The organism is Photobacterium minamisatsumaniensis (genome assembly GCF_050336695.1).
GTDB classification, from domain to species: domain Bacteria; phylum Pseudomonadota; class Gammaproteobacteria; order Enterobacterales; family Vibrionaceae; genus Photobacterium; species Photobacterium minamisatsumaniensis.
On sequence record NZ_JAKJSI010000011.1, the window covers coordinates 252,081 to 264,204 of the forward strand.

A 12,124-nucleotide genomic window follows, 5' to 3' on the forward strand; every position below is an offset into this window, starting at 1 on the left:
AATGAAACCATGGTCTTGGTAAGTAAAAATATACTAGATCAATATGGCGTAGTAGTAGCAAAATGGAGGTAAAACCGATAACGATGCATGTATTAATCAGGTCTGAAAAATATTGTTGAGACAAAAAAGTTAGAGTTTGGATTGTCGGCTCTTATAACAAAGTGCCTTTCAATTTAACTCTAACCTTTTGAGTTCTATTTAGTTTTTTGTCATTGGGCGAAATAATGCTTGCTGACAATTATATGTGTCTTTACTAACGATTTTCTGGTGATAAGCCCGTTGAGTTTGTATTCCCCGTAATCCACGGTATCAGCTACCATAATTACATTGAGTACCCAAAAGAGGGCGGTACCACTCTTTATCAATTACTGGATCCTGGGTTGGCGACCAATATGGGGATATTAAACATACCTATTCATTATTTTCTTGCATGGCCACTTGCACAAACGCTGATAAATCAAATTACCCATGGTGTCGTTATTCAGTCGGAGCAACCGAACTTAGTGACAGAGCAACAAATCGCACTTTGGATGGCTGAGAGTCAAAGTGATGATATCGAGTTTCGTCAGCTAGCGGCAGATGAAATGTCATTAATGCTCAAAGGACTGTGTCTAACGGGGTGGCAGCAATTAACATCAACAATGGATTGTAAGCAAAGTGTGAAAGGTCTTTCGAAACATTCAGAGTTTCATGTTCAAAAAATCCTTGAATTTATTGCCTGTAATCATGATGCGTCACTAACGGTGAAAGCGATTGCTGATCATGTGGGTCTTCACACCAACTATGTTATGAACCTATTTCAAAGCGTGATGAAAATGACGATAAAAGAGTACATTACATCCATGCGAATTAACCATGCACGTGCATTACTCACAGATTCGAATAGGACGATTTTAGATATAGCATTAACGGTTGGGTTTAATTCCAGCAGCCGCTTTTACGATACGTTTCAGCGCTACATGAATATGACCCCGACTGAGTTTCGCGACCTAAGCCGTAAAAACAATCAACTTTCTATGCATGGTGTAACTATCGTGGCGCGGTAACTAAACTGTTACTTTGCAAGGCGATTCATTTACCCTTTTTATGTTCAACTCAACTTCTGGCCTGTGTGATCCCTTCATGATGTCTTAATCCCTTGGCATCTGCTGCATTTATATAATCTGGCATCAATCTTGTAATACCTATCATGTAGTCGATATGAGTAAACATGCATTCTCATTGTATTGCAGTAAATATGGGGAAGCATTAATTACTAGACATGATTAATGTTATTTACAGAGGATAAAAACATGCAAAGAGTAATGCTAATCGCCAAGATGCAAATCAAATTACAACGCATAATCGGAACGGTTATGTTAGCCATGCTACTTTTCGTGGGGTCTCAACAAGCCTTAGCGGAAGAGAAAGAACTGGTCTTTGGCGTGGTTCCTCAGCAATCAGCGGCCAAGCTAGCTCAGCAGTGGGGGCCATTATTATCGGCATGGAGCGAAGTTACTGGGGTTACAATTCGCTTTGCCACAGCGCGAGATATACCGACCTTTGAACAGCGCCTAGCCGATGGTGAATATGATATAGCCTATATGAACCCTTACCACTTTACACTGGTGAATAACCCTGATGGCTATACCGCATTGGCTCACGCAAAAGACAAACGAATAACTGGGATCATGGTGGCGAAAAAAGGCTGGAGTGAGGAGATATCAATCCTAGACAATCAGCAACTAGCGTTTCCTGCCCCACGCGCGTTTGCCGCTTCTATTCTTACCCAGTCAGAGTTACGTCAGAAAGGGCTGGCGATTAACCCGAACTATGTTGGTGCGCATGACTCTGTGTATATGGCGGTGGCAAAAGGCATTTACCCTGCGGGTGGCGGCATTATGCGAACGTTCAATAGTATTCCAGAAAGCTTGAGATCGCAGCTAACCGTAATCTACAAGACCCAAAGTTATACCCCCCATGCAATTGCCTATAAAAATGACCTTGATAAAGAAACGGTAGCGCAGCTACACAGTAGTATTAACAAGCTCAATCATCATGCACAAGCGCGAGAAATGTTTAAGTCATTAAATATTAAAGGCTTTGAGTCAGCAACAGACAGTGATTGGGATGATGTCGTTGCACTAGGGATCCAACTTTAAGGTTTTAAGGTAGGAGGCGGGGTTATGACACTACGTTCAAAAACCATCATTGGTATAGCATTAATAGAAGCCTTTGCGCTGGCGATATTAATCATCAGTGGGTTGCATTGGCTAGAAGTGTCTAATGAAAATCGCTTAGAGTTGGGTAGCAAGCAATTGGTAAGCGTATTTGCTAAAGCGACCAGAGATGCTGTGCTGGCGACAGATTTAGCCTATTTGGATAGCTTCGCCCAATCTATCGTAAGTGAGCAAAACCTTGCTTATATCCGCATTGTTGACCGCAACAATACTGAGCTAACTTTACATGGTGGGTATATAGATAAAGATGTAAACCTGGACCAGTCACCATCTAACGTGACAGATGATGTGTTTGATGTTGAAAGCCAAATCATGGTTGCTGAGCAATATTACGGTAAAGTTGAGATGGGGGTTAGAGTTAGTGACTTACATGTACTGCTTAGTCAGGCAACCAGCTCTAGCTTGATGATTGCCGCGGCTGAAATGTCGTTAGTGGCGCTGTTTTCGTTAGCGCTCGGGACATACCTAATGCGCCGACTCGATTTGCTTAGAAAAGGAGTTGAGCAAGTGGCGCAGAAAGGGCCTGGTACGCAAATAGCCATAACGGGGAACGATGAGGTAACGCGAGTTTGCCAAGCCTTTAATGATATGTCTCAGTCACTCGCTTGTAGTCATGAACATCTTGCCGATAAACACCGCCAACAAATGATATTGTCTGAAAAAGTGACGGAGCTAGCGCAGGTGGCCGAGCATGCCAGGGACGTGATGATTATCACTGATGGCAAAGGTGATATTACTTGGGTTAACCCAGCATTTGAGAACCTTACGGGTTATACCTTGGCCGAAGTCATTGGTAAACAGCCTGGTGAGCTCTTGCAGGGTGAAGATACCGATCTGGAAACCATTGAGAAACTGGCGAAATGCATTAAAAACCAACAGCCTGTGCGGGTTGAAATTCTAAACTATACCAAACAAGGCAAACCGTATTGGGTTGAACTTGATATATCGCCGGTATCAGATAGTTTTGGCAATATAGACAGATTTATTGCTGTCGAACGTGATGTAACGGAGCGTCGTCAGGTTGAGCAGCAGCTAGAAACCGCGTTAGAACAGGCAACAAAAGCCGCTCAGGCAAAATCTGAATTTCTCGCTAATATGAGTCATGAAATTCGTACTCCAATGAATGCCATTATGGGGATGAGTGAGTTATTACTTGAGCAGGTAGCGAACGGTGAATATCATGAACAGTTAAAACTGATACATAATTCGGCAGATAACCTTGTCACTATCATTAACGATATTTTGGATTACAGTAAAATTGAAGCGGGTAAGCTTACCTTAGTCGATGAACCCTTTGATTTACGTGAAACGGTTCAAGGTGCTGTTGATTTATGTGCCTACCATGCCAATGCTAAAGGGTTGAAGCTGTTACTCGAGATACCTGCAGACATAAATGTATCTGCCTGTGGCGATAAAGGGCGCCTCAATCAGGTGTTGCTCAATATTGTTGGCAATGCGATTAAATTTACGCCTTCTGGGCAGGTAAAGCTCACGGTCAAAGCCGAGACATTACAATCTCAAACTCGCTATAGCTTCTGCATTGCCGATACTGGTATTGGTATTCCAGCAGACAGGCTGCCTTATATCATGGAAAAATTTGAGCAAGTCGATAACTCGGCCACCCGTGAATATGAAGGAACGGGCTTGGGGTTGGCAATTTGCAAACACTTAATTAAGTTGTTGGGTGGCGAACTAACGGTGGCATCTGAAGAAGGAAAGGGGTCGCAGTTTATGTTCTCGGTATTGTTGAGCAATCAACCGACTGAGCCTAAGAACAATAACCCCGTGCTGCCATTTACAAGCAAGCAAAGCCAAGTTCAAAGTGCCAACCAACACCCTAGTAAAGGAAATGACTCTGGTCCTCCACCTTTGCAACCGGATATTCACAATGTCAGGGTGTTGGTTGCTGAAGACAGTATGGTAAATCGGTTATTGGTTGAAAAAATGCTGGGTAGTACTGGTGTCGAGTTGATCCTTGCCGTAGATGGCGAGCAGGCCGTCGAGCTGTACCAACACCATTTACCTGATTTGGTTATTACTGATATTTCGATGCCGAAAAAAGATGGTTATGGGGTAACAAAAGACATTCGAGCTATTCAAGCGAACAGCGATGCACATTGGTGCCCGATTGTTGCACTCTCCGCCCATGCGATGATTGAAGAGCGGCAAAAGAGTATCGCTTTCGGGATGAATGACTATCTGACGAAGCCGGTAAAAAAAGCCGACCTTATCAGTATGATTGCAAAGTGGGCCGATAGCGTTGAGCAGGTGAGTTGAGCAACAGCGCCCCTTGGAATCGTATCAAGGGGCGTATCACTCTTTAACGATTTTCAGTGGCTAGTTGAGGCTCAGTCACTAACGGCTTTTCGTGTTCATCGTCATCGGCACCATATTTTGCCATCAATTGATCTTGGATTTTCTGGTGATAAGCACCGTTGAGTTTGTAGTAACGGAAGTAAATACCCAGAGCGACAGCAAAGAAGAAACTTGGTAAGCCAATCATGATGCATTGCATGCCAAATATGGTATCGGCACTTTGTTCAACATTTGGCACATAATTCACCATGGTTAAACTAATGCCGATGAAGAATGCAGCGAACGCAGAGCCTGCTTTAACAACCAGTGTTTGTACCGAGTAGGCAATACTTTCACAACGAATATCGAGCTTGTATTCCCCGTAATCCACCGTATCAGCTACCATGATCACGTTGAGCACCCAAAATAGTGCTGTACCAATTTGTAGTAGCACACCCGCCGTTGAAATGAGCAATACACTTTGCTGATCATACAAGCCAATGTATATCAGTACTGCACTGCCTAGGATTGGTAGACCTGAAGCACCTGCCCATAGAATACGGCGTGAGAATAGTTTAGCCAGTTTAGGGAAGAACACTAAAGTAATCAGGTTTGCGATACCGGCATAGGCCATGTAATAAGGAAATAGGTCTTCACGCCCAACCACATAGGTGAAGTAATAAATCGCAAATGCCATGATGATGTTGGTGGCAAGGTTATAGCAAAGTGCCATGCCTAATACACAAGAAAGCTGGTCATTCTTATAGATCAAAGACACCATTTTTTTCAGTGAGATTTTGTCTTCTTGTTGTCCATTTTTGAGGTTCGCGGATGAATAGCGCTCATTGACATTACGTAGCGTAATAAATGTTGATGCGACAAAAAAGGCGATGAGAACCAGCGTGAACATTTGGAAGCCAAACCCTTTATCGTCACCACCGACAGCGTTAACAAATGGCAGAGCGATAGCACCCGTAATGAAACCGGCAAGGCTGGCAAAAAAGCGAGGGTAGGGAACCAGCTCTTCGCGTTCGCGCTTATCAAGGGTTAGAGTGGGGACGAGTGACCAGAATGGAATATCCATTAAGGTGTAAGTCATTCCCCAAAGGATATAAGTGACCGCGATATATGCAATGAGGGCTGGCCCTTCAAAGTAATGAGCGCTGAACAGCATATACAGAACAATTGAGTTAGCAATGGTGCCAATTAAGATCCAAGGTTTGAACTTGCCCCAACGGCTGCGGGTGTTATTGACTACCCAGCCCATGATAGGATCATTTACCGCATCCCAAATTCGGGCTACAAGGAATATTGTGCCGACCATTCCCGCAGAAATCCCGACGACATCGGTATAGTAAAACATCAGGTACATATAGACGATGACGATGGCAAAGTCCTTACCAAATGCACCGAACCCGTAGCTTAGCTTGGTGTTCATAGATACGCTCATTAAAGCTCCTTATGCCTACACTGAACGGGGCAGGCATTTTATCGTTATTGTTTCACGTTATAATTGAAGTGCTTCTTGTTATAGATATGTTTTATTTGTCGATTTACTAATAGCGCTTTGCCAAACAATGAAATGAATCGCGCCACGCTATTATTTTTCAGACCGAATTGGTTATTGGTAAATCCATGTCGGTAGCCAGTCTTGATGGGCGTCAATTAGCTCATCAACCAAGGCATATATTTCATCAATACCCAATACCGCTGCAGTGTGTGGGTCGAGCATTGCGGCATGGTAAATACGGTCACGGTTCTCGGTCAAAATCGCTTCGGTGAGCAAAGTTTGCACATTGATATTGGTTTGCATTAATGCCGCTAAATGGCTTGGTAGCTTTCCGACAGTTGTCGGCTGGACGCCGTTAGCATCAACCAAACACGCGACTTCAACACAACATCCCTGCGGTAAATTATCTATGATCCCATCATTTTTTACATTGCCGTAGATGACACTTGGGGTATTGCTCCAAATTGCATTCATAATGGTGCTGGCATATTCGTGCGATTCTTTAATATCAATGCGATCGGCTGTTTTAAATGCGTCGAGATCTTTCTTCCAGTTTGCGATTTGCTCTACGCAGCGAATTGGGTATTCGTCTAGCGGTACCTTATAGCGTTCAATTAAATCGGGACGATTAGGCTTGATAAAGTAAGGTGTGTATTCTGCAAAATGCTCAGAAGATTCAGTCACGAAATAGCCCAGCTTTTTGAACATTTCATAGCGCACGATGTTCTCACAGCGCGGATTGCCATGAATACTTGGCTTCGGAGCCTGTCCTAATTCGTAAGCTGCGAGTAAGTCAGGGTATATGCTGTGGTAGTTTCCTTCAGTATCTTTTTTCTCAATGGAAAGGTAATACGCCATATGGTTGATACCTGCACAGGTATAACGTAGATCGCTATAATCGATATCCAGATCTCGGGCTAGTTCTTCGGCGGTACCTTGAACTGAGTGACAGAGCCCCACTTGTTTGATGTGCGGATATTTCTCGTACATCGCCCATGTGTTCATTGCCATAGGGTTTACGTAGTTTAACATGGTGGCTTCAGGGCATACTTCCGTCATGTCTTCACAGATCTGCCACAAATGCGGGATGGTACGTAGTGAACGCATTATACCGCCGGGACCTAATGTATCAGCAATCGTTTGTTCTAATCCGTGCTTCTTGCACACGTCAAAGTCAATGACGGTACACGGCTCGTAACCACCGATTTGGAACGCGACAACCACAAAATCAGCTCCATCAAGTGCCTCTTTTTGATTGGTATAACATTCAATGTTCCCGGTTGCACCTGCTGACTCCATCAGTTTACCGACAACAATCTGGGACTCTTCCAATCTAACTGGATCAATATCCATTAACGCGACATTGGCACTTTTTAAGGCCGGTTTATGGAATACGTCACCAAGAATGTTTTTGACAAAAATCGTTGAACCCGCACCAATGAAAGTGATTTTAGGGTGTTTCATAGCCGTTCCTTTGTGCTTTTGTTTTGATGATTACATCATCATCGAATCCTCTTGGGGTATCTTCCCCATCGTGTGGTTTTGTATCCTATTTTCTAAGATTTCAGCATTGGACTCACAAAAAAATGCTGCAGGCTCAACTGAGAGGATTTAATTAAAACTGCAAAGTGTCGCTTTAACAGGGTATCTGTCATAGCTTACGGTGCTTGTATTGTGCGAAAGTCTGAAACTATTTTATGCGGCGTTGATCGGGAAAACTTAACCAAAGACTTGTTGAAGGTTGTTTCGGAAAGGTTTCCAAAATCAGAAATCAATATTCGTCAATGCAATGATAAAAGTGGAATAATGACCATTTTTTTTGAAGTAAATGGTGAGGATATGGCAGAAATCAGCTTTGGTTGAAAAGCCATTACTCTATAAAAAATAGAGATAAAGAGCGGCCAAAGTAAAAATACTTTGGCTATATTCGGCGGGGGGAGTTTACTAGCCGCCTGATAGCTTCATAGCATTGATTAATATCGGCTATTTTGTCCGTAATAGTTCGACAGATTGTCGCTATTCTTACCGCTTTGCCAGCCCGATGATTTGGTCAAAGCCACAATGTCTTTTACTTCATATTTTTCACCAGCAAAGATCAACTCTGATAGTTCTTGGCGTAGCGCATCCAATGCTTGCTGATTGAGGTGGTAATGTCGCTGAATTTGATCGTTTGACTGTTTAAGGTACATCGCTATGGCATAGTGGAAGAAGTGCTTTGATACTAGCACCATGCGGCTGGGTACTGTATGCGATTGATGGCAGATTAAGTCATACGCATCACCCGTTTCGCTCGAAATAATTTTTCTAATATCGTTTATCAGCTCTCTACTGAAATGTGTATAAATCCTTTAATTGATTTTGTTTTTGAATTAAACTTTATTTGTTATTAGATCTATTTATTTCGTATGTGTTTTACTGATATTTAAAATGCCTGTCTGAAATTTATACATTTAAAACAAATAACAAGCAGCTTGTATATTCAATAGTTTCACCCTCTTTAAGAGATTAGATAATCTCAATTAATATTTATATGTCGAAGAGCAAGCTGCTAAATCTTTAATTAAATGCCTATCTTGGCATGGTTTATATTCCTTATTGGAATTTGCGAGTGGAAAAGTGAATAAAGAGTGTCAGTTTGATGGTTTTACACGTGCGCTTCACCTTCAAATGAAAGACGTTGGGATTGAAAATGTATTCAATCAGATTATAGAGATTGGCGGAAAAAAGTTAAGCGCAAGAACATTTTCCAATAAAGTAAACCCGAGTCAAGAAAACCACCATTTAACAATTCAAGAGTTCTTGTTGACGCTGCTCGTGTTGCAAAAGAATGAAAAGCATGTCTATGTGATTGAGGAAATGCTGAAGTTGTTTAACCTTAAGTGTGAACGCTTTGAACGGGAAAGTGAGCATGATATTACATATCGTAATGTATTGAATGCATGGATGAACTGGGATAAAGAGCGCGGTGATGTTCAACATGAAATTCGAGACGCGTTGATAGATGGAAAAGTCAGTGCAAATGAGCTTGAAGATATTAAGAAAGAAATGAATCAGGATATTGCAGCGATGATCAAGTTAAGAGATATGCTTGAATTTGCCTGTGAAAACCGTGTGGTGATTAAATAAGTTAAGCTTATTTTTGGTCAAACAGGGGAATAGCGATTAAGCTTTCCCCTTCAATATATTGTGATGGTTAGACCATACTAATTTATCATTTAGCTAATGCTGGTTTAACTTTCATTTTTGGTTGAGTACTTTTTTAAGAATCTCTGCCTAGGCTTAGTTAAAATAACGCTTGATTGATTTTTGATCTTTTTATGTAGTGATTGTGTGTTTTTCATTATATTTTAATAGACTTGCCGCAGTTATAGCAACGATGTACTTCTTTATAAAATACACGTTGAATGAAAGTACGCTTAATACGATAAATGCGGCTATGACTACATTTCATGATAATACCTATGATAGATTTTATTTAAATTCAATGAATAAAGGTTGGTTTATATAACGACAACGCTTTATTTATCAGCGGTAATTGCTGACGAAATAGATATTACGGATTACTGATATTAAAAGTACGTGAACGGCATTGAAGGTTTCACATTAGGTGCTTTTATGAGGCCAGTTACATATAAATTATTGAGCCAGAGATAAGGCCGAGGTAACAATTAGCCTAATGGCGATGAACGTCAGTAGAAGCTTTAATATTTTATGATATTGGTGGTTAGGAAAACGCTCCAACAGATACTGGCCTGCAAGGGTGCCCAGAAAACCGGTGCCAACCATTAAGCCTATTAGTCCAATCCAATCAATAAAAGCGAAGCCAAAAAGGCCAAAAGTTAACGCCTTGATAGCATGTTGAAAACTCATTAGCGCTGCCGTTGTACTGACTAATTCACGGCGTTCTGGAATAAGGTGCTTGATACTTGCAATAACAAATGGACCTGTCGCCCCGATAAACATGGTTAAAAAGGTTGTGATCCCCCCTAATGTCGCCATGCTTTTGTTGCCACCCAAGCTTCTTGTTATCGGCAGCCAGCAACTCGCGAGAATAAAGCAGCCTAAAATTAATGTGATGGCTTCAGAAGGTAAATTGAATGCCAGTTGGCCACCCATTAAAGCACCCAATATGCTGCCGACGAAGAACCATAGTAAAATATCGCGTCTGACATGTTGACGCAGGAGCCAGCAGCGGCCGCCGTTTGAGCCGAGTTGCACGAGGGCATGAACAGGGATAATTGCAGCAGCAGGCATAAAGGTTGCCATTACGGCAATGAGCATAGCCCCGCCTCCGACCCCCATTACAGCGGTAAGCGCCGAAGTTACAAAACTGAAGATAATCAGAACAGTAAAGTGGCTTACACTCAGTAAATCAGGCTTTATTAATTCTATTAACTCAATCATTTATGACTATTCCCTGTCCGTTGTGCTTTCAGTTTACCTTGATAGAATTTTAAAACTGTCGGTTTTATTCAATCTTTTCCTATTGCATGAACATAATATTGGATACAGAGAAAGCCTTGGGTAGCAGTATAATTGCTACTGAGGTTATTATTTTAAGCATTTAAGGTCATACACGCATGAATACACCATCATTAACTCAACTAGGTTGGCGTCCTTACTTCCAACAACAACTCACTCTAGAAGAGCTAACTGATTTTAGAATTGGTCGCGTGGTCGAACAGCATCGAAGTGGTTCGGTAGTTTTGAGTGAGCAAGGGACATTTAATTTAACGCAATCGCCAAGTAGTGAGCGAATGTGTGTGGGTGACTGGGTGCTGTTTGACGACACACTAAAACTGTACCGTACTCTTGAACGTCAGTCCCTTTTTCAGCGAAAAGCACCGGGTTCAAAAGTCGATACACAATTAATTGCCTCTAACGTTGATAACTTATTAGTGGTTTGTTCTTTAAATCAAGATTTTAACCTTAACCGCATTGAGCGTTATCTCGCTTTGGCAAAAGAAGCGGAAGTAGAGCCTATTATTGTGCTGACTAAAGCGGACCAATGCGATGATGCTGATAGCAAGCGGCAACAAGTTCAGTCGCTAGACCCATTGCTGGTGGTACATGCGATTAATGCGCTTGATCCTGATCACTTGCAAGAATTGTCAGGCTACTGCCGTGAAGGTAAAACCTTGGCATTCCTTGGCTCATCAGGGGTCGGGAAATCAACACTGATGAATGGCTTAATGGGCTTTGACGCACAGGAAACAGGTGCGATACGTGAGGACGATAGTAAAGGTCGTCATACAACAACCTATAGAGCACTAAAGTGGTTGCCTCAAGGCGGGTTGCTGATGGATACCCCTGGAATGAGAGAGCTACAGCTGAGTGACTGCGAGCAAGGCGTGAGTGAAACCTTCAGTGAGATTACTCAGCTAGCTCAGCAATGTCGATTTGGTGATTGTAGCCACAGTAATGAGCCTGGGTGTGCAGTGATGCAAGCCATTGATAGCGGTGCATTAGAAACTCGTCGTTTTGTGAGTTACCAGAAGCTGATGCGTGAGCAAGCATTTAACAGTGCGACTTTGGCCCAAAAGCGTGCCAAAGATAAAGCTTTTGGCAAGATGATCCATAACGTTCAAAGCGAGTCTCGCAGCCGTAAAAAAGGGTTTTAGCTCGTCTTGTTAGATTCGGGGGCAGATTGTTGGATATGCAATACTAAAGGGATACTGCCGCCTTGAAAATCAGTACTCACACCATTAGCAATAAAGCCATGGCGGTGGTAAAAGCCTTTAGCGTAGGTTGATGAATGTACATATATTCTTCGGGGGGAATTAGGCTGGAGATATTGATGAATAACAAAATCCAGTAATTTGCTCGCAATGCCTTGGTTCTGGTAATTAGGGTCAACAAACAGGTTAGATAGTTTGTTATGTTCGGTTATGAGCAATGTGCCTACAACGACGTCATTTTTCCAATAGAGGATGTGAATTGTTGTTTTCGAATTTGCTCGGCTAAGAAGAATGTTATCGACGCAGTTTGCGATGATCTCATCTTGAATGGCTGGTGGCTCTGTAATGCAGTGCCTGATGGCCGTTGATATTACTGAGATTTCGGCTGCTGTATCTTGGCAYCTCGCTTGTCTGATCATTTT

At 42.3% G+C, this 12,124-nt stretch carries 11 protein-coding genes; 6 read left to right on the plus strand and 5 right to left on the minus strand.

Annotated elements, in window-relative coordinates; genetic code table 11:
• The first annotated feature begins 392 nt into the window (after positions 1 to 392).
• The 3 genes from melR to L4D78_RS03395 all read left to right on the plus strand — a co-directional run bounded on the left by melR (position 393) and on the right by L4D78_RS03395 (position 4,496).
• Positions 393 to 1,046, plus strand: coding sequence for a transcriptional regulator MelR (melR, locus tag L4D78_RS03385; protein WP_428465645.1), 654 nt, complete (start codon positions 393 to 395; stop codon positions 1,044 to 1,046).
• 246 nt (positions 1,047 to 1,292) lie between these two features.
• Positions 1,293 to 2,141, plus strand: coding sequence for a phosphate/phosphite/phosphonate ABC transporter substrate-binding protein (locus L4D78_RS03390; RefSeq protein WP_428465646.1), 849 nt, complete (start codon positions 1,293 to 1,295; stop codon positions 2,139 to 2,141).
• A 24-nt stretch (positions 2,142 to 2,165) separates the two neighbouring features.
• Positions 2,166 to 4,496 carry a hybrid sensor histidine kinase/response regulator gene (locus tag L4D78_RS03395; RefSeq protein ID WP_428465647.1) on the plus strand — a complete coding sequence of 777 codons (2,331 nt, stop codon included), beginning with the start codon at positions 2,166 to 2,168 and terminating at the stop codon, positions 4,494 to 4,496.
• Between the two features lie 43 nt (positions 4,497 to 4,539).
• Here the strand turns inward: L4D78_RS03395 and melB are convergent, their stop codons facing one another.
• Complete coding sequence (gene melB / locus L4D78_RS03400; protein WP_428465648.1) at positions 4,540 to 5,964, minus strand: melibiose:sodium transporter MelB; 1,425 nt, start codon at positions 5,962 to 5,964, stop codon at positions 4,540 to 4,542.
• A 171-nt stretch (positions 5,965 to 6,135) separates the two neighbouring features.
• On the minus strand, positions 6,136 to 7,488 hold the full coding sequence (locus tag L4D78_RS03405; protein ID WP_428465649.1) for an alpha-glucosidase/alpha-galactosidase: 1,353 nt from the start codon (positions 7,486 to 7,488) through the stop codon (positions 6,136 to 6,138).
• A gap of 210 nt (positions 7,489 to 7,698) precedes the next feature.
• On the opposite strand from L4D78_RS03405, the gene L4D78_RS03410 reads away from it, so the two are divergent.
• Complete coding sequence (locus tag L4D78_RS03410; protein ID WP_428465650.1) at positions 7,699 to 7,887, plus strand: hypothetical protein; 189 nt, start codon at positions 7,699 to 7,701, stop codon at positions 7,885 to 7,887.
• Positions 7,888 to 7,997: 110 nt separating this feature from the next.
• On the opposite strand, the gene L4D78_RS03415 is transcribed toward L4D78_RS03410, so the two are convergent.
• Positions 7,998 to 8,255, minus strand: coding sequence for a DUF6559 family protein (locus L4D78_RS03415; protein WP_428465651.1), 258 nt, complete (start codon positions 8,253 to 8,255; stop codon positions 7,998 to 8,000).
• 364 nt (positions 8,256 to 8,619) lie between these two features.
• Here L4D78_RS03415 and L4D78_RS03420 point away from each other — a divergent pair, with 364 nt between their 5' ends.
• On the plus strand, positions 8,620 to 9,150 hold the full coding sequence (locus L4D78_RS03420; protein ID WP_428465652.1) for a phage regulatory CII family protein: 531 nt from the start codon (positions 8,620 to 8,622) through the stop codon (positions 9,148 to 9,150).
• 510 nt (positions 9,151 to 9,660) lie between these two features.
• On the opposite strand, the gene L4D78_RS03425 is transcribed toward L4D78_RS03420, so the two are convergent.
• Positions 9,661 to 10,428, minus strand: a complete 768-nt coding sequence (locus tag L4D78_RS03425) for a sulfite exporter TauE/SafE family protein (protein ID WP_428465653.1) — start codon at positions 10,426 to 10,428, stop codon at positions 9,661 to 9,663.
• A 176-nt stretch (positions 10,429 to 10,604) separates the two neighbouring features.
• On the opposite strand from L4D78_RS03425, the gene rsgA reads away from it, so the two are divergent.
• Complete coding sequence (rsgA, locus tag L4D78_RS03430) at positions 10,605 to 11,645, plus strand: ribosome small subunit-dependent GTPase A (RefSeq protein WP_428465654.1); 1,041 nt, start codon at positions 10,605 to 10,607, stop codon at positions 11,643 to 11,645.
• Here rsgA and L4D78_RS03435 read toward each other — a convergent pair.
• Entirely contained in the window at positions 11,642 to 12,121 is a 480-nt protein-coding gene (locus tag L4D78_RS03435; protein WP_428465655.1) for a GNAT family N-acetyltransferase, read from the minus strand. The two genes, rsgA and L4D78_RS03435, sit on opposite strands and share 4 nt — an antisense overlap.
• Positions 12,122 to 12,124: the final 3 nt, after the last annotated feature.